Source organism: Mycoplasma corogypsi (assembly GCF_045276875.1).
GTDB lineage: Bacteria > Bacillota_I > Bacilli_A > Mycoplasmatales > Metamycoplasmataceae > Mycoplasmopsis > Mycoplasmopsis corogypsi.
In genome coordinates this window covers 427578-447992 of sequence record NZ_CP174163.1, presented here as the reverse complement: position 1 = coordinate 447992, position 20415 = coordinate 427578, and the positions used below count along the sequence as shown (strand labels likewise).

14 protein-coding genes are annotated in these 20415 nt (G+C 29.3%); 12 read left to right on the top strand and 2 right to left on the bottom strand.

Translation table 4 applies throughout. The features are described from left to right. Window positions 1–94 precede the first annotated feature (94 nt). From ACJA23_RS01850 to pfkA, 3 genes are read left to right on the top strand one after another with little or no spacing between them, the layout of a single operon-like run. The gene (locus tag ACJA23_RS01850; RefSeq protein ID WP_406613440.1) at window positions 95–2590 is read left to right on the top strand and encodes a valine--tRNA ligase; all 2496 of its coding nucleotides are present in this window, start codon (window positions 95–97) and stop codon (window positions 2588–2590) included. Continuing rightward, window positions 2578–3408: a bifunctional 5,10-methylenetetrahydrofolate dehydrogenase/5,10-methenyltetrahydrofolate cyclohydrolase gene (locus ACJA23_RS01845; RefSeq protein WP_406613438.1), complete on the top strand. Its 831-nt coding sequence runs from the start codon at window positions 2578–2580 to the stop codon at window positions 3406–3408. Before ACJA23_RS01850 ends, ACJA23_RS01845 begins: the two co-directional genes overlap by 13 nt. Before the next feature lie 45 nt (window positions 3409–3453). Continuing rightward, window positions 3454–4434 carry a 6-phosphofructokinase gene (pfkA, locus tag ACJA23_RS01840; protein ID WP_406614754.1) on the top strand — a complete coding sequence of 327 codons (981 nt, stop codon included), beginning with the start codon at window positions 3454–3456 and terminating at the stop codon, window positions 4432–4434. 160 nt (window positions 4435–4594) lie between these two features. On the opposite strand, the gene ACJA23_RS01835 is transcribed toward pfkA, so the two are convergent. After that, window positions 4595–6436, bottom strand: coding sequence for a hypothetical protein (locus ACJA23_RS01835; RefSeq protein WP_406613436.1), 1842 nt, complete (start codon window positions 6434–6436; stop codon window positions 4595–4597). A gap of 92 nt (window positions 6437–6528) precedes the next feature. Beyond that, complete coding sequence (locus ACJA23_RS01830) at window positions 6529–8538, bottom strand: hypothetical protein (protein ID WP_406613434.1); 2010 nt, start codon at window positions 8536–8538, stop codon at window positions 6529–6531. Between the two features lie 316 nt (window positions 8539–8854). Between ACJA23_RS01830 and nadE the strand changes: the two genes are divergently transcribed. The 9 genes from nadE (at window position 8855) to ACJA23_RS01785 (ending at window position 20408) form a co-directional block, all read left to right on the top strand. Continuing rightward, on the top strand, window positions 8855–9652 hold the full coding sequence (nadE, locus tag ACJA23_RS01825; RefSeq protein ID WP_406613432.1) for an NAD(+) synthase: 798 nt from the start codon (window positions 8855–8857) through the stop codon (window positions 9650–9652). Window positions 9653–9707: 55 nt separating this feature from the next. Next, window positions 9708–10442, top strand: a complete 735-nt coding sequence (locus ACJA23_RS01820; RefSeq protein ID WP_406613430.1) for a YebC/PmpR family DNA-binding transcriptional regulator — start codon at window positions 9708–9710, stop codon at window positions 10440–10442. Then, the gene (locus ACJA23_RS01815; protein ID WP_406613428.1) at window positions 10442–11494 is read left to right on the top strand and encodes a ZIP family metal transporter; all 1053 of its coding nucleotides are present in this window, start codon (window positions 10442–10444) and stop codon (window positions 11492–11494) included. The genes ACJA23_RS01820 and ACJA23_RS01815 overlap by 1 nt, the downstream gene beginning before the upstream one ends. Before the next feature lie 154 nt (window positions 11495–11648). Beyond that, window positions 11649–13661 (top strand): DHH family phosphoesterase, encoded by a 2013-nt coding sequence (locus ACJA23_RS01810; protein ID WP_406613426.1) that lies wholly within the window; start codon window positions 11649–11651, stop codon window positions 13659–13661. Next, window positions 13642–14103: a 50S ribosomal protein L9 gene (gene rplI, locus ACJA23_RS01805; RefSeq protein WP_406613424.1), complete on the top strand. Its 462-nt coding sequence runs from the start codon at window positions 13642–13644 to the stop codon at window positions 14101–14103. The genes ACJA23_RS01810 and rplI overlap by 20 nt, the downstream gene beginning before the upstream one ends. A 5-nt stretch (window positions 14104–14108) precedes the next feature. After that, the gene (locus tag ACJA23_RS01800; protein WP_406613422.1) at window positions 14109–15728 is read left to right on the top strand and encodes a DnaB-like helicase C-terminal domain-containing protein; all 1620 of its coding nucleotides are present in this window, start codon (window positions 14109–14111) and stop codon (window positions 15726–15728) included. Window positions 15729–15803: 75 nt separating this feature from the next. After that, on the top strand, window positions 15804–17048 hold the full coding sequence (locus ACJA23_RS01795) for a hemolysin family protein (protein ID WP_406614737.1): 1245 nt from the start codon (window positions 15804–15806) through the stop codon (window positions 17046–17048). 747 nt (window positions 17049–17795) lie between these two features. Beyond that, window positions 17796–18449, top strand: a complete 654-nt coding sequence (locus tag ACJA23_RS01790; RefSeq protein WP_406614735.1) for a hypothetical protein — start codon at window positions 17796–17798, stop codon at window positions 18447–18449. 153 nt (window positions 18450–18602) lie between these two features. Continuing rightward, on the top strand, window positions 18603–20408 hold the full coding sequence (locus tag ACJA23_RS01785) for an ABC transporter ATP-binding protein (protein ID WP_406614733.1): 1806 nt from the start codon (window positions 18603–18605) through the stop codon (window positions 20406–20408). Window positions 20409–20415 lie beyond the last annotated feature (7 nt).

Genomic DNA, 20415 nt, shown 5'->3' with positions numbered 1-20415 from the left:
AGCTAGTAGCTCAATTTTAGGCTTAAATATGGTATAATATAAATATATTTTAAGAGTTATCCACACGCACTTATATGTGCTCGTTAGGAGGTTTATGAATAAAACTTATGACCATAAGTTGGTTGAACAAGGTATTGAAAATAAATGACAACAAAAGCGTTATTTTATGGATCATGATCCAAAGAAAAAACCTTTTGCTATCTTGCTACCACCTCCAAACGTAACTGGTAAATTACACTTAGGACACGCATTAGATGTTTACATTCCAGATACTATTATTCGTTATAAAAAACTGAAAGGTTTTGATGTAATGTGACTTCCTGGAATGGATCACGCTGGAATCGCTACCCAAAGTAAAGTTGAAGATGAACTATTTAAAAAAGAAGGTTTAACTAGACACGATTTAGGTAGAGAAAAGTTCATTGACAAAGTTTGAGAATGAAAAGAAGAATACGCAAACTTATTTAGAAAACAATGATCAACTATTGGATTAGCATTAGATTACAGCCGTGAACGTTTTACACTGGACGAAGATGCAAATAAAGCCGTTTTAAAAGTATTTATTGATTTATATAACAAAGGCTTTATTTACAAAGGTGTACGTGCTATCAGCTGAGATGTTAAATTACAAACAGCTTTGTCAAATATCGAAGTAAATAACGAACCAACTGAACAAACTATGTATTACATTAAATACAAAGTTAAAGACAGTGATGAATTTTTAACTATTGCTACAGTTAGAACTGAAACTTTACTGAGTGACGTTGCTGTAGTATGCAACCCAAATGATACTCGTTATACTCACTTAATAGGTAAAACGGTGATTCACCCATTAACTAACCGTGAAATTCCAGTTATTGCTGATAAATATGTTGATATTAATTTTGGTTCTGGATTAATGAAACTAAGTGCTCACGCTGAAGCTGACATTGATATTATCAAAAAACACGGATTCGAAATCATTGAAACTATTGACAAATTAGGTTATATTAACTGTCCTAATTCTCAATTTGATAAACTAGAACGTTTTGTGGCTCGTGAAGCCATTGGTAATTATTTAAGAGACAATAACTTACTAGTTAAAGAAGAAAAAACCATTTCAAATGTTGCAATTAGCGATCGTTCTAAAACAGTTGTTGAAACTTTAGTCTTACCTCAATGATTTGTTAAAATGGATCATTTTAGAGACTTGATTCTAAATCACATAAAATCAAAAGAAGGTGTACAATTTTTCCCTTACCGTTTCCGCCAAACAATGATTCAATGAATGACTAATGTACATGATTGAACTATTTCTAGACAACTTTGATGAGGACATCGTATCCCAGCTTGATATAAAAATGATCAAATTAAAGTTCAAATTGAAAGCCCAGGTGAAGGATGAGTGCAAGATAATGATGTCTTGGATACTTGATTTAGTTCAGGGATTGCTCCATTTACTTTCTTAAATTGACCAAACAAAAACAAAGACCTAGACCGTTATTATCCATTTTCATTACTAGTATCAGGATATGATATTATCTTCTTTTGAGTTGCTAGAATGTACTTTTTTGGTCTTGAATTCATGAAAGAAAAACCATTTAAACATTTACTGTTACATGGTTTAATTCGTGATGCACAAGGTAGAAAAATGTCTAAATCACTAAATAACGGAGTAGATCCGATGGATTTAGTAGATCAATATGGTTCTGATGCTTTAAGATGATTTTTAATCACTAACACAACACCAGGAATGGACATTAAGTTTTCGACTGAAAAAGTTGAAAGTGCTTGAAGAATTAATAATAAACTTTGAAACATTGCTCGTTATATTTACACAATGGAAGAAAATCAACCAAATCACTCACAGTACACAAAAACAGATGCTGATCGTTGAATTTTAAACAAATTAAGTACTTTATCTAAAAACATTACTAAAGCTTTTAGAGGTTATAACTTCACAATCATGAGTGCAGAAATTTACAACTACATTTTTAACCATCTAAGTAGTTGATATGTGGAACTGTTAAAAACTCAACCTTCAAAACAAGGTGCAATGGGAGTATTAAGAAAAACGCTGATTATTTTACATCCATTTATGCCTTTTATTACTGATAGATTATTTGGTTTACTATTTAATGAAGAAATTCTAGAACAAAAATGACCAGTATTTAGAAATATCGGAGATACTAGTTTTATCGATCCAACTATTGAAGTTGTTACAGCTTTAAGAAAATATCGCGAAGAAAACAATATTTCTAAAAAAGAAATCCTTTATTATCACCTTGATGCGCCACTACCAAAAATGCATCAAACAATTAATGAATTAGCTTTTGCTATGCAAGCACACAATAACGATTATTTAATACCGTTAAGTTTTGGAAACTTATATATTCAAGTTAGCGCTGAATTAAAACAACAAAATAAACAGTTATTACTAAACAAAATTAAGCTATGCGAAAGCGAAATAGCTCGTGCACAAGGTATATTAAGCAACCAGAGTTTTATAGCTAAGGCTCCAGAGCAAAAAGTTGCTGAAGAAAAAGCTAAATTAGCTAAATACGAAGAAGAATTAGCTAAATACCAGGAGGAATTAAGATGCAAATATTAAGCGGAAAAGAACTAGCTCAAAAAGAGTTAGACAAATTAAAAGCTGAACTTAAGGAACTTGATCTTCCTCGTGCTCCTATTATGGCGATTGTGCAAGTAGGAAATAACCCAGCTTCAAACAAATATGTTGAAACTAAAATTAAAAAATGTAATGAAGTAGGAATTGAAGCGGTTTTATATAAATTCGATGAAAACATTACTCAAAATGCTCTTTTGAAAAAACTAGATGATATTAACGAAAATAGTGATGGAGTTATTATTCAACTACCATTACCTAGGCATATACCAAAACAAGTTATTTTAGATGCTGTTCCATATACTAAAGATATTGACGGATTAAGTACTAAAAATGAATTTAAGTTATATAATGACACCAATGAAAAACACTTCGTTCCAGCTACTGCTAGAGCTGTTTTAGAGTTAATGGACCACTATCAAATTGATGTTAAAGATAAAAAAGTGTGTGTTGTTGGTCGTAGTCATTTAGTTGGTAAACCACTAGCACATATTATTAAACGTCGTGGAGCTACTGTTGCTACATATGATGAAAACACTGGAGTTAAAGGTGTTGAAAGTGGTGATATTGTTATTGTAGCAATTGGTGTAGCTAAATACATCAAAGAAGATCACATCAAAGAAGGTGCTATCGTTATTGATGTTGGAACTAATTTAGATGATAATTTAACTAGCGAGTTATGTGGAGACGTTGACCACGATGGTGTTAAAGACAAAGTAGCAGCACTAACACCAGTTCCAGGTGGTGTAGGTCCGATGACTGTTGTATGTTTATTAAAAAATTTAGTTGATATTATTAGATAGTAATAACATTTTTATATAAATAACTAATATTAAAATCAAGGAATTATTATGAGAAAAATTGCAATTTTAACATCTGGTGGTGATGCTCCAGGGATGAATAATGCTGTTAGAGCAGTTGTAAAACAAGCCAAAGCTAACGGTTTAGAAGCGTACGTAGTTTACGAAGGATATAAAGGATTATACAACGATAACATTGTTAATGCTGATAATTTAGATGTTGATCAATACTTAAACCAAGGTGGAACATTCATTTATTCAGCTCGTTTTCCTGAATTTAAAAACCCAGAAGTTCGTCAAGTAGCTGCTAATAACCTAAAAAACCGTGGAATTGAAGCTTTAGTAGTTGTTGGTGGAGATGGAAGCTACAAAGGTGCTCAATTATTACACGAAATTGGTGTAAAAACTATTGGATTACCTGGAACAATTGATAACGATATCGCTTCAAGTGACTACACTATCGGTTATGATACTGCACTTAATACAATTGTTGAAGCTATTGACCGTATTAGAGACACAGCTAAAAGTCACCAAAGAATTATGATCGTTGAAATTATGGGTAATGGTTGTGGTGATTTAGCACTATATTCAGGACTAGCTACTGGTGCTGAAATTATTGCAACTAGCCAATACCGTTTAAGTGAAGAAGAAATCGCAAACCAAGCTTTAGAATTAACTAAACAAAAAGGTCGTAGAAGCATTATTATTGCGGTTTCAGAAAAATGCTACGACATTAAAGCACTTGAAAAATTAGTTCAAGAAACAACTAAATGAGATACTAGAGTAAACCCACTAAATCACATTCAACGTGGTGGTCGTCCAAGTGCTCAAGAACGTATTTTAGCTACTTTAATGGGTATGAAAGCAGTAAGTTGCTTATTAGAAGGAAAAAGTGGTTTAGCAATTGGGATTGTTAAAAACGACATTGTTGCAGTTCCTATTTTAGAAGCTTTAAGCATGGAAAACCCATCAAAACTAAAAGCTGCTGACAAAGCACTTAAGTTTTCTAAACTAAATCAAGCTAAATAAAAAAAATATCAGCCACACGGCTGATTTTATTTTGCTTTTTTATAAACTTCAGTCTTCTTTAAGTAAAAATACTAATATTTAACAAAATTAAAAAACTTAGTCTCATTATTTATGACTAAGTTTGTAATTTGATAAAGCTATTTTAAAGCTAAACTAGAAATTAACTATTTTGTACTTCTGAAATTTGTGTTTCAATTTGTTTAATTTCTTGATTAAGTTGAGCTAGTTCTGCTTCTTTTGCTTGTTTTTCGCTGGTTAATTGAGCTTGAAGAGTATTATCGACTCCGACATTAGTATCTCTATTTCTGATTGCTTCTAATTCAGTTCTTTTTGCTGAAATATTATTTTCTAACTCACTAACTTTTTGTTCTTTTTGAGCTTTTTCTGCTTTTTTAGCTTCAACAGTCGCAGGGAAATTATCTAATTCGCTCTGAAGTCTATTTTTTTCATTAGTTTTACTTGTGATTGTTGCTGTAATATTAGTTAATTCTGTTTGTTTATCTCTTAGTTGTGTTTCTAGTTCATTAACTTTATTTCTAGCATCAATTCATTCTTGAGGATTAGCGTATGGTCTATCTATAGAAAAGCCGTATTCATCCATAAATTCTTTTGCTTTTTTCTCAAGTTCTACTCTTTTCGCTTCGACTTGTTGTTGTTTTTCTTTTTCACTTGCACTACTTGCTTTTATTTGATCTTCATTAGATTTAATGGTTTCAGCAATAGTGTTTATTTTTTTATCAACCTCTTGAATTCACATTGTAAAACTTCGATCTAAATTTTTATATGTTGTACCAACATTATTGTATTTATTAGGATTTGGATCTCTAGGTGTAGCGATCTTTTTATCCGCTTCTATCAATTTAGCTTGTAATGCCGTAATTTTTGTTTCTAATTCATTAGCAGCGGATTGTATAACCTTCATGTATTCATCAACCTTTGACCTATTATCTTCGTTTAATGAGTTAGCACTGCTTACACTTCTTGCATATCTATTTAATATTGGTGTTAGGTTACTTGAGCTTATTATAGATTTAATTTCAAATACAGGGTTATTATCGATATTTCAATATTCTCTTAAGTTATTTTCTAATGCCTCTTTAACTTTAGTTTTTAATGATTCTTTCATATCGTTTAATTTTTCTGCGGCTTTTGTTCTAGTACCTTTATAAGCATCCATCGCTGTTTTGGCATCTGTTTTATAGTATGTGTTTGCAGCTTCAATTAAAGTTTTTAAGTCTTCTTCTTTTACTTTTTCTGCTGTTAGGCGATCATTTTCAGCATTTAACCTTGAAATATCAGTGCTTGAGTAACTTGATAGTAATGCATCATATGCATTTTTTAGTACTGTATATTCAGCTTTTTTGGCATTAATTGCTTTTATTTTTTCTTCATTTTTTGTGTTTTCAGTATTAAAAGCGGTTTTAGCATCAGTTAATTGAGTTTCTAATCCTCTGATTACTTCTTCAACAGTTGGTTTTTGTGCTTCTAATTTAGGAATTTCGCTAGTTAAAGTTTCTATTTTTGTTCTTGTGTTTGTTTTTAGTGTTTCAGTATCACTCAATTCATTAGTTAAAGTAGCTATTTCTGTTTTTGCAGTTTCTATTTGAGTTTGTAACTCTCTGATTTGAGTTTCAGTAGCTTTAATTTCTTCTGCTTTTTGAGCTTCTGCGGCACTTACTGCTTCATTTCCTAAATTATTTAGTCGAGCAATAATTCCGTTTACTTCAACTTGTTTAATTCTAGCTTCACGTTGTTTAGATTTTAATTGAGCATCTAGCTCACTTAATTTAGCTTCTTTTTCTCTTTGTTTTTTAATTCTTTCAAGTCTAGCAGCTTCTCTTTCTTTATCACTAGCTACTTGATTACTTGTAGAACTAGTATTATTGTTTGAATCTTTGTTTTTATTATTTGCATCCAACTTTTCTACTACATCCATACAGGAAATAGCTGTAAATGGCATAACAATAGTTGTTGATGCTAATATTCATTTAATCTTTTTCATTTTTAAATCCTATTAATAATATTTTAGCTAATTTTTTGCTAGAAGTGTCAAACTTACTAAAAACTAGAAAAACAAAAAATAACAACTTTGTGCTATTTTAAGTAATCAAAATATCTTTGTATTGTTATTCCGCCATTTGGATGGTCTTTATCTCTAAAGTTTATATCTAAATCCACTTTAGAACTATCATAAATAATTCCAACTTGTTCTTGTTGACTGATAGTAAATCTATTGCTATAACTTTTAGGTATTTTAGTCGTATTATAATTTTGAACAATAAATTTGAATTTATTTGAATTAGTCAACTTATTTAAGTTTTTAACTATTAATGCTACATCATCACCAGTTTCATCATTTATTTCAGTTAAACCAATAATATCATAATTGTAATGTGCAATGATTTTAGCTAAAGCATAAGCCTTAAATTCTAATAAATAATCGTTTTGACTACCTTTTCTACCATAGTTTAGAATATTTCAATGAGCTACTTTTAAGATTGGCTCATTATTTTTAGTTAGCGTCATTGAAACTGGTAAGTGATCAGAAATATGAGTTCTAATTAGATTTAAATCTGTTTGATTATCGTTAACTACATAACCGTTTTTATTATAAAATTCAGCTTGTTTGTTTGGAAATATTTTAGCAAAATCACTAATAATATCACCACGATAATATTTGTATTTATCAACTTCTAAGGTAGTTAATTCTAATAAACTTGGTTCTTTCGAAGATTTAAAGTAAATCTTATCATATGGGTTTACATAAGGGTTTTTAGTTCCTAATGAAGTTTTTAACGTATCATCATTTGTATTTGCATATGCATTAATCTCTTGATTTAACAAAACCTTTTGTAAATCAAAGTTTTGACTCATAATATTTGTATCACCGCCATAAATAACAAAACTACTTGGATTTAATTTACTTAAATCATTTATAACATTGGCTAATTCAACAAATTCACTAACTTCTTGAGCACCCTGATTATTTAATTGACTACCTACTATTTTTTCTAAATTTGAAGGTAATTTAGCAACTGGTTCACGGTTAGACTTACCACCTGGTGAATCTGCATGATTAAATAAAGTAATAATCTTTTGATTTGTAGTTTTTTCAATAAATTGAGCACCAAAAATAGGGCGTACAAAAATAGTTTTATCAGGAATAAATTCATTAATTGGTTGATTTAATTTAACTAAATTTAAGTTTGCATTATCATTAGCTATTGTTTCAGTAGATTTATTTGCTGAATTTGAATTATCAGTTTCTTCGCTATTTGTTTCTGTGTCATTTTCATCGGTGGTTTCAGTGTTTTCGTTATTTGAAACTTCTGATAAATCTTCAACAGAAACATCATGGGCTAATTTTGTTTCATATTTTATCCCTTGTTCACTAATTAAAATAGTCTCGATTAATTTAGGTGATTTATCTTTAATAAATTTAATTTTGATCTCTATTTTTCCAAGATTTTCATCAAAATCGAATTCTAGACCAACTTGGTTATTTTTTATCGAACTAAAAATTAATGAATAATCAAAATTATCGTTGAGACTGAAAATATCATTATTTTCACCAGTTCCACCACCATATATACCTACAATTCCATTGCTATATCTATAGATGATAATTGGTGTTTTACTACCCTGTTTTGCTCTTTGTTGTCTATATGAATATCTTTCTTTGAATTTGTTATATGAATTTTCATCTTTAAATTTAATGATGTTTCTAAATTCAACTGGTACAGTATTGTTTAAAGCTTCTTTACCAGTCAATTCAGCATTTTCATCTTCATTTGGTGTATTTACTGGTTCATTATTAACTGTTCCATCCGTTTCAGTTGTTGTATTATTTTCTTCAACTGGAGTAATATCTTTATTATTTTCTTCTACATCTATTGACTTATCAATCACCTTATTATCTTTGTTTTTCTCTGAATCCACTGAATTTACAGCTAATTTAGTTTTTGATTTTAAACTTTCATTCTCATTATTATCATCTTTTTTAATTTGTTTTTGTTCTTCACAAGAAATAACAACTAAAGGAACTAAAACAGCTGAACTAGCAACTAATAATTTTAATTTCTTTTTGAGATTAAAATATTTCATAAAACTCCTTGTGTTTGGGAGATTAATATAAATAAAGTGATTTATTATTGATAATAAAATTATAATTTTTTGCTAATTTTTAGACTAAAATTCACCTTAAAAACTTGATGATTTGAATAAAAAAATCACTAAATTCATAAAAATTATTATTTTATTTTGAACTCTAATAAAAAGTGCTAAATCAATAAATTTTCAGGAAAATAAACTAACCCAGTCATATATATTCTAATTTAGTAATATATTTTAATTTTTTAATTAAAAAGTGCTATAAATATAGTAAAATTTAAAAAATATTTGAAACAAAATAGAGGGGATCATGAGTAAAATAACAAGTTATAATGGTACTCAACCAGTTTATAATGAAAAATTAGCTCTTGAATATCTAGAAACTATTACTGAATTTTTAACTACAAAAGCTAAAGAAGTAAATGCTAGTGGTTTTGTGGTTGGTATTAGTGGTGGAATTGATTCTTCACTAGTTTATGCAATTTCTAAAAGAATTAAGCATTTAGACACAATTGGTGTAGTTATGCCAGTTAATCAAATGACCAAAACTGATTTAGAACATATTAGTCAATTAGAAAAAGCATTCGAAGATAAATTTATAACTGTAGATTTAAGCACAGCTTTTAGTGGTATAACACAAGCTATGTCACTTGATAATCAATTAGCAATTGCTAATATTAAACCAAGATTAAGAATGACAACAGTTTATGCATTAGCTCAACAAAATAACAAGTTAGTTTTAGGAACAGATAATGCTGATGAAGTGTTTATCGGTTACTTTACTAAGTATGGTGATGGTGGAGCTGATTTATTACCGATTTCACACTTAACTAAAGGTGAAGTTAAGTTTCTAGCTTCATTATTAGGTGTACCAGATTCAATTATTTCAAAAGACCCAAGTGCTGGACTATGAGAAGGTCAAACCGATGAAGATGAATTAGGTTTTTCTTATGCTAGTTTAGACTTTTACTTAAATAATTACAAAAAACTAACTAATGAACAATTAGAAGAAGTTTTAGGAAAAGAAACAATACAAAAAATTTTACATAAACACAAAATTTCACAACATAAGCGTGATGGCGCATATGTTCCAATTAAAATTGAATAAAAACAAAATACATATTAGTTTCTAATATGCTATTAAAATAAACAAGGAGCTTTTTATGGCAGGACATTCACATGCAGCCAATGTTATGCACCGTAAAGGTGCCCAAGACGCAGCTAGAGGTAAGATTTTCCAAAAATTATCAAAGGAAATTTACGTAGCAGCAAAATTAGGACCAGATCCTGAAATGAACCCAGCTTTAAAGTTAGCTATTTCAAAAGCTAAAGCTAAAAATATGCCAAAGGACAACATCGAAAGAGCTATCGCTAAAGCTAAAGGTGATAAAAACGCTAGTGCATTCGTTGAAACTTTATTTAATGCAACAATTCCAGGAGGGGCTACTTTTATTGTTCAAACATTAAGTGACAATATCAATAGAGTAACTTCAAATGTGCAAGCGTACTTTAACAAACAAAACGCTTCACTAGGTAAAACAGGACAAATTCCATATGCTTTTGATAAAAGAGGGATTATTGAAATTTCTAAAGACTTAGTTTCTGAAGATGAATTAATGTTAGTTGCTTTAGAAAATGGTGCTGAAGAAATTGAAAACGAAGAAACATCATTCGTACTTTTATCATTACCAGAAAACTTTACACAGCTAAAAAATGCAATTGAAAACGACCTAAGTATCGATACATTTATTCAATGTGAAGTTACATACATTCCTAACATTTATGTTGAATACGATGCAGAAAAAGAAAAGAAATTACTAGATTTTATTGAAAAACTTAAAGATGATGAAGACATCCAAGAAGTTTACCATAACATCGATATTAAAACTGAAGAATAATGTTTAATTTTTGAACTCAATTAGCTAACAACTTAACTAATTCGTTAAACGGAAATGTTGTTGGTGCTAAAATTGCTTTAGTATTTATTTTCATCGCCTTTTTGTTGGTCATACCAGTTGGTATTTCAATTTTATTTCCAATCTTTAAAAGTAAATTAAATCATCGAACCAAAGTTTATTTATATGCCTTTTCTACTGGTTTTTTCCTTATTTTAGCTTCATTTGGTTTTTTAAGAGAAGCTTTACATAATTCTGAAGCTTATGCTGAAAGCCACCCTGAAGTTAATGAAATATTAATTAATGTACTAGTTGTTTTTGGTGGATTAATAAGTGGTTTAATGTTTAGTTTTGCTCTAAAATATGTAATTACTTATCGTATTAATAAAAAATTAATGAGTAGTAAAAAATTAAGTGTCTTTGTCCACGATCATTCACATGAACATGGTGTTGCTCATATTCATGAGCACCCAGATCACATTTTTACTCAAGAAGATAGTTTATCGCTTGCTGAAGATGCTTTAGCTGAAAAAGTTAGTGGCAAACTAAAAGTTATTGCTTTAGCTTTACTTTTAACCCACAGAGTGCCAGAAGGTTTCTTAATCGGATACAACTTAAGTTTATTTTTTGAAAACGGAAGTGGTTCTGGTGCTATTAATAGTTTAACTACAGCTTACTTTATTTCGCTAATTTTACATATGATACCTGAAGAATTAGTCTACTACTACCGTTTAAGAGAAGCTGGTTATGGTCGTTGAAGCGCACTTTTAATTTCAACATTAATGGACTTTTTATTCCTACCATTTATGATTGTTGGTGTATTTGTTGGTGGAGCTGTAGCAAATCACATTTGGGCACAAGGCTTTATGATGGCTATTATTGGTGGAATTTTCCTATTTACTTCACTAGTTGAATTTTTCCCTGAATTCTATCATGTCAACATGGAGAAAAAGCAATGATTTATCACTATTATTTCTCTCTTTGTTGGTGTAGCATTTGCTGCCTTTGTCTTACTTTTCCACTCACACGGATCACATGAAATGCACGCTCATTAAGTTATAATTTTAAGACTTGACATTTAACTATGTTGAGTCTTTTAATTTTTTATTAACACACTTTTAATAAAGTGATACAAGTGTTTTTAGCTTTTGCATAACTTATAAATTACAATGTTGTATAATTTAAATATATTTAATTTAGAAAGGTAAAATGCAAACAAAAAGAAAAATTTGAACCTATTTCTTTATCGTTTTGATTTTTTTAGCGTGTTTAGTTGGTTTAATTGTTGTTTTAGCATATGCAAATAACGATGTAAAAGTTAATATTATTTTAGCTTTTACCATTGCAGCAATTTTAATCGCTATGATTATTGTGCTATTTAAAGCAACTAGCCAGTTTGCTCGTTCGAGAGAATTAGTTAAAAAATCTTTTAATAGTCTACTCGAAGAGATTATGTCAAACAATAGCATTGGTATGCTAATTTATGATGTTAATCGTCAAATTATATGAACCAGTAATTTCTTCACTAACACACTAAAAGAAGACTTTATCGGTCAAGATATTATGGACTTTTTTAATAAGTACGATAAAAACTATGACCTAAATTCACTTCTAAACAATAACAAATCAACTCTAAATATCGAAGGTTCAAGTTATGAAGTGCAATTTTGACCTAAAAGTAATACGGTTATTTTACGTGATATTACAGCTGAAAACTCATTTAAAGTTTTAGCTAAAAACCAACAACCAGTTATTGGTGAAATTGAAATTGATAATTTCCAACTTTATCAATCAATTTTATCTGATGAACAACTTTTTAACATCAATCAAGTGGTTATTGATGTTATTAAACAATATGTAGAAAAATATAACCTGATCTATCGTCAGTATACTAATGGTAAATTTGTTATTTTCACAAATGAAGAAACATTAAAGAAACTACAAGATACCCAATTTAATTTATTTATGCAAGTGCATGAAAATATTTCTGATCCTTCAATTTCAAAACTGACTTTAAGTATTGGTTTTGCTCGTGGTTGAAGTAGTTTAAAAGATAAACTAGAACAAGCCAAAAAAGCCCTAGTGCAAGCTCAAAGTCGTGGAGGAGATCAAGTTGCGATTTTCTCAAATGCATCAGCACCAGTTTATTTTGGGTCAAATTCAGAAATTTTAGCTGATAACAATCAAGCTAAAATTAGACTAGTTGCTGAAAACTTTGAAAAAGCTTTAAGAAATGACAAAATTGATAGTGTTGTAATTTATGCTCATAAATGAGCCGATTTAGATGCAATTGGTTCAGCTTATGCTGTGTATGAAATTGCTCGTGCTTTTGGTAAAAAAGCATACATTGCAATTAGTAGCTACGATTCAACCGGAAAAAATCAGCAAAAAGTATTAATTGAAAAAAGTATTTACAAAAATGATGATATTTTCCTTAAAAAAGCTGAAAAAGGTAGTGAATTAACTAATGAAAAAACGATGGTTGTTTTAGTTGATACTTCTGACCCTCGTCGTACTGATAATGAAAATGCTTTAGTTAATGCCGCTAGAGAAAATATTTTCATTTTTGATCACCACCGTTATGCATTTCCAATTGATTTTTGTCCAAAAACTAACCGTTATATTGAAACTTCTAGTTCATCAGCTAGTGAGATAGTAACTGAAGTTTTAACCTATTTAGATCACAAAGTTAACTTAACTGAACCAGCAGCACAAATGCTACTAAATGGTATTTATTTAGATACAAGTCAATTTACCAAATCAGTAACTCCTAGAACTTTCAAAGCAGCTGGATGACTAGAGGCAAAAGGTGCAAAATCAAACATCAGTAGTGAAGTGTTAAAAATTGATCAAAATACTCAAGATTTAGTTAATGAAATTTTAGAAAACACCACTGAAGTTAAAAAAGGATACTTTTTAGCTTACAGTGAGCTAGAAACTACAAATGATATCATTTCAATTGCGGCTAACCAGTTATTAAATATTCGTGGTCGTATTGCTAGTTTTGTTGTCGCAAAACTAAAAGATGAAGGTTTATATAAACTTAGCGCACGTGGAATTGAAACAAATGTGCAAATTATTTGTGAAGCAGTTGGAGGTGGTGGTCACTTTAGTACTGCTGCAGCCAATAGTAATGAAGATTTAGAAACATTTGTTGATAATATCAAGCAAGCAATTATAAGCGCTAGAAAAGAGGAATACAATGAAAATAATCTTGATTAAAGACTGTAAAGATGGAAAAGCTAACACAATTATTGAAGTAGCAGCTGGATATGGAACAAACTTTTTAGTTAAAAAAGGATTAGGTGTTCCTTATAATGATGCAACTAAAAAAGCTTTAGAAAAAAGATTAGATAACCTAGCAGCAGATGAACATGAAAATCGTTCAAATGCTTTAGCGTTAAAAGAAAAATTAGAACAGTTAGAATTAAAATTCCACCTAACTGCAGCAACTGATGCAAATAAAAACCTAAACGTGCACGGTTCTGTTTCAACCAAAGAAGTAGACAAAAAACTAAAAGAATTAGGTTATAACTTACCAAAACACTCATTGCAAAAAATTCATTTAGTTTCAGAAGGTTTACACCATGTTGATGCTATTTTATATAAAGATATTAAAGCTCAACTATCTATTGTAATTACGATTCAAGAAATTAAAAAGTAGGTTACATGCGAAAAGAAAAAACTATTGAATTTCAAGAACCTCAAATATTAAATGTTGATCCTAATACAATTCTAAAAGATGAAAAAATAGAACTTAGAGTGCTCTCAATGGCACTAAACGATAAAGATCGTCAGTCATCTGTAGTAGGTGCTTTAAATGAAGATTGTTTCTTTTATCCTCAAAATAGAGAACTATTTAATTTAGTGAAACTACTACATAAAAACATTCAAAGTTCAAATATGTGATTTAGTGCACAAGATTTAGTTAGTGAACTAGAACAAAATAAAAATTTAGCAAGTAAATTTAACCTGCTAACTCCAGAGTTTATTTATCATTTTTCAACTATTCCTTTTTCTGAAAGTTCATTTGAACGTGATTTAAATACATTACTAGAACTAAAAAAACTTCGTTTTTTACAAGCATTTTTTAACAAGTATTCAACCGTAATGACACAAAATCAACGTTCAGATATTAAATATAGTGATATTTTGAACCAATTTGAACAGTTTGTGTATGAAAACGGAAGCAAAAACATCGAAGACTCAGGTTTTGTGTCACTTGAAAAATCTTCATCTGAACTAGTTAATTACTTACAAAACTTCGATCCTAGTGTCGATCAAATTCGTGGCTTAAAAACAGGCTATAAAGCAATTGATAAATACATTAAAGGTTTTACTGAATCACAAGTTATCGTCTTAGCTGCTCGTCCTGGGGTTGGTAAAACCGCTTTAGCCTTAAATATTGCTTTAAACATTACCACCAGCCACTTAGATGAACAAAACACTAATCCAAGTTTAATTCAAGAATATCATGATTTAAATAGTCAAAATGCAATTAATGAACTATCAAATGATACTCAAGATGAATCAGTAGATTCAGCCAATAGACCAAAAAATGTAGTCTTTATTTCACTAGAAATGCCAGTCCAAGAACTTACAGCCAGATTAGTTTCTTCAGATTCACAAGTTGCTTTAAGTTTAATTAATCACCCAGAAGAACTTGTAGGAAATACTGGTGAATTAAGTAAAATTATCATCAAACAAGCAACCACTTTAAGTAAAGCGCATATTTATATTGACGATAATACAAGTAGTAGTATTTTTGATATCACAAGAAAACTAAAAGATATGAAAAAGAAACTACACGGAAAGTTAGATTTAGTTGTAATTGACTATATTCAACTAATTTCAGCTCCAGATGTTAACGGAAACCGTCAAAACGAAATTGCCTTTATTTCTCGGAGCTTAAAACAGTTTGCTTTAGAGCAAAAAGTTCCAATTTTAGCACTTAGTCAGTTATCTCGTTCAGTTGAAACACGTGAACAAAAAACACCACAGCTTATCGATTTAAGTGATAGTAGTGCGATTGAAAAAGATGCTGATATTGTTATCTTTTTACACCGTGATGTAGTAGATAACAAGAAAAAATCTGATCATAATGATAACCCAAGTAAATTTATTAATGCACTCAAAGATTCAGATTTAAAAAACAAACAAGAAAATTCAAGTTATAGCTTAACTCATGTTACAATCGCCAAAAACAGAAACGGTCAGCCAGGTAAAAGTACTTTAGTTTACCGTGGTGATATCGTTAGATTTATTGACGATTCATTTGATAATGAGTAGGAGAAAAGAAAATGGAAAACTCCCCCAGTCGAACTTACAAATTAATACAATCCTTAACTAATATCGGAGGATTTTATGCATAGTTTAGCAGCTAAAATCGTTCTATTAGTTATTATTATTTTAATGTTCATTTTAAGTAGTATTTTTAGTGGTAGCGAAACCGCTTATTCAACTATTTCAGCAGCTAAATTACACGAAGCTGTTGAAAATAAAGAAAGATTAGCTAATTTAATCCAAAAACAAATCAAACGCTACAATCAAGTTTTAAGTACCATTTTAATCGGTAATAACATCGTAAATGTAGCTTCAGCTACAGTAACTAACTTATTGTTAAGCAATATTTTTGGTCACGATGAAGGATTAGTAACACTTTTAACTATCGCAGTTGTTACACCTTTACTTGTTTTCTTTGGTGAAATCACACCTAAATTATTAGCTAAAGCAAATCCATTAAGATTCTTAAAAGTATTTTGCTTATTTATTGAGCTACACTACTGACTACTATTTATCATTACTTATCCAATTTCTAAACTAACAAAACAAGTTTATGAAACTCATAGTGAAGAAGACTTAAAAAACTTTATTAAAATCGCTCAAACCGAAGGTGTGATTCAAACAGGTGAATCACTTTTAGCGCAAAACGCTTTAGATTTAGATTCAACTAAGGTTTCTTCACACTACATCAAAATGAAAGATGTATCAACTATTGATTATAAAAGCACCGTAAAACAAGCTTTAGAATTATTTATCGAAACTAATTATTCTAGAATTCCTGTTGAAAAAGATGGTGAGTTAATCGGTATTGTGCTAGTTAAAGACATTTTCCACCAAAATCAGTCAAATCGTGTCATTGACTATATGAAAACAGTACCTTTTATTTCCGCTAACTCCATTTTATCTAGTGCACTTGAAAAATTAAGAGCTTCTAGGTCTCATATGGGTTTTGTAGTCGAAAATAATCACTCAAACACAGCAATTGGTATTATTACCATCGAAGATATTGTTGAAGAAATTATCGGTGAAATTTATGATGAATACGATGACGATGAAGAAATTTATGAAATTTCACTTGAAAAATCACGTGTGCAATCTAATGTTATCATGTCAGATTTATTTAAACAACTTGATTTAGATGAGGATTTACTTGAAAAAGGTGAAGGTGACATGCAACTGAGAAAATGATTGTTACTCAAAACTGATAAAAAATGACTAACTAAAAATGCTCGTTATAATTTACAAGATAAAGTTACATTTAAGGTCATCGAAATTACCAAAGCTCAAAAATATTCAGCCATTATCGAAGTTCATAAACTCTCTTAAAATATTTGTATAAATAAGTACGAATTAAAAATTTAAAGGTACTAATTGTAATATAATATTAGTACGATAAAAACGCTAAATGCGTTTTTTTGTTCCTAATACCAATAAGACTAAAGAGGCAAAAATGGATAAAACTAAAATTTATATAGATTTTGAATCAATAACTAATCAATTTCTCAATATGAGTGATAATTTTTACAAGACCAAGAATTTCTAAAAAAATATGGAATTGCCTATTGTTATACTTTAGCGACAAGTCAAAAACAAGTTACCACTGAATTTTTTGATCTAAATTTTAAAAATTTTAATGAGTTTTTAACCAACGCTAGAGCCAAATTTATCCACTCTATTATCAACTTAATTGGTTTTGAAAAATTCAACAGCGATAATTACGAATTTGTTGGTTACAATAGCGTTTTAGAAAATTTTTGAACTAAAACTCTACACGAAAAACCGACAATAGATTTATTAAGAACTCAAATTGGTTTATCAACTTATGAAAAAATATTTAAGCTAACCGATATTGATCATGAAGCTAAACTTAAAAGTAAATATAAAAGAATTTTAAGCTATCGGATTCCCAAACAAATTAGCTCAAAATTAAGTGGTTTTTATGCAGCTGGTTTAGGATATGTTTTATTATGTATTTCTAATAAACATTTTTACAAAACTACCAGTGATTACAAACTAAAAAACTTTTTAACTAGCTTTAAAAATAAAATCAGTCAGTACAACCAAATTACTAAAATGATTAAAAACTACAATAAAGATGATGTTTTGATGCTAACTAAATTAGCTTTAAAACCAGACTTACAAGAAGTTAATGATCAAATTGTAGCAATTAATAAGCATAATAATACGATTAGAAGACTTGCAAGTAAAATCAACGATAAAATTACTTATACTGGATACTTCTTACACTTTAATTACTTGTTATCTGGATACAAAAATGTTGTTTTTGAAAACGAAAACATTGATAATACCAATGTTTTGTTAAATGCTCAATTACTTAGAAAATTTGTAAGTCACCTACTAATTGATAAAGTAGATAGTACTAAATATTGTGCTCTGTTTGCAAACAAAAGTGATGAAGCTTTAATTAAAATTATCAAAAATTACAAATACATCATCGAAAATTTAAAGCAAGCTTCCGAATTTATCACCTTGTTTGAAATTATTTATTCAAAACTAACAAATATTTTGAACCTACAAGAACTTTGACATAATAATCCAAATCAAATGAATAACTTTTTAGATTTATATGATAGATTCATTTACGATAACAATAAATTAATTGTCAGCACTAAAATCGAAAACACTGATAAATGCCTAAAATTTTCGCAAAATTGTGATGTTTTCATCCAAGAGGCAACTGAAATTTTAACTAAAATGGATTCTTAAATTTCAATTTTAGTTTCGCATCTTACTGGATGCTCTTTTTTTATTTAGTAAACACTATCAATTATTAACTATTTAGCAGTACTATTTAAACTTTTAGCTCTTAAAAATGGTATAATATGAAACAAAACTAGAGAGGAGAATACAATGATACAAATGTTTAAAATTTTACCAACAAAAATCAAAATGTATTTTGTGATTGGTGTCTTTTTTATGTTACTAAACGTTGCTGTGGCGATGTTTTTACCAATCTTAATCTCTCAATTTATCCCACTACTAGTACCAAGTGGCAAAATGGATACTTACAATATTCACTTATTTAACAATATTGTAATTTATGAAGGAACTAACAAAGAATGTTTAGCAATGTTAGCTATTTTAACTTCTTCATCTATTTTTCTATTTGCTTTAACTAGTTTAATTGGACTACTAATTATTATCTGAGGTGGAGATAATGCTTCAAAATTCTATCGTGATCAGTTGTTTAAAAAATATCAACTTTTAAGTTTAAAAGACATTTCAAACTTAAAAATCGAAAGCTTAATCACTAGAATTAACGATGATGTGGCTGTTTTTTGAGAGTTTTTAGTTGGAGCTTCGACTGCTTTAGTTAGAGCACCACTATATATAGTTGTTGGTTTAGTTTTTGCTTTTTTAACAGATGTTTCATTTGCTTGATCAATTTTATTAGTTATACCTGCTTTAACGATTGTTATTGCAATTATTTTTACTAAGATTAATCCATTACTTAAGAAAAATAGGGTTAATTTGGATAATATCACCAAAGAAGCTGAAGAAACTATTAACGGAGTTAAATTTATTAAAGCTTACAATTTACAAGATAAGCAACAAATGAAATTTAATTTAGCTAATAGCAAATGAGCTTATAATGAAAAGAAAATTTTTAACACTTTTAGTGTTGCAACACCAGCGTTTTTTGGAATTGTTAACTTAATTATTGTTTTCATTTTAACTGCCGCTGCGATCTTAATTAAAACTAACGCTCCAAGTGTTAATGAACAATTATTAGCTAAAATTAATGTTTTTATTGAGTATGAATTTATGATCGCCATGGGTGTGATGTTATTTGCTCAATTTATGGGTTCATTTTTTAGAGCTAAAATTAGTTCTAAACGTATCACTGAAGTGTTAAATACTAAATATGATGACTTAAAAGTAAATAACGGTGCCAAAATCGTTAATTTACTAAGTCAAGTCAATAATGTTAAAAACTATGGAATTGAATTTAGAAACTTAAACTTTAAATACTTTAGCGAATCTCGTGATTATGCACTAAAAGATATTAATTTTAAAATCGAAGGTGGACAAACTTTAGGAATTATCGGACCTACTGGTAGTGGAAAAAGTACTATTGCTAACTTATTAGTTAATAATATGAAGTACGATAATGGAAATGTTTTAATTAATAACATTGAAGTTAAAAACATTGATACTAAAGAATTACACGATAAAGTCGGAATTGTTTACCAAGATGCGTTATTATATTCTGGTACGATTCGCCAAAACCTAACTTTCGCAAAAGAAAACGCTACTGACGTAGAATTACAAAAAGCACTTGAAAATGCTTGTGCATTTGATTTTATCAAAACTCTACCTGACCGCTTAGAACATCATGTTGCTCAAAGAGGAAAAAACCTATCAGGTGGACAAAAACAACGTTTATCAATCGCTAGAACACTACTTATTGATCCTAAAATTTTAATTTTAGACGATTCAACTAGTGCGCTAGATAACATTACAACTAAAAAACTAATTCATAACATTAATAACAATTACAGTTGTACAACCGTAATTATTTCCCAAAAAATTAACTCAATTAAACACGCAGATAAAATTTTAGTAATGGACAAAGGTGAAATTATTGCTCAAGGAACACATGAACAACTATTAGATAGTTGTATCTGATACAAAGAAGTGGCTCAAAACCAACTCGAACAATAGGAGAATG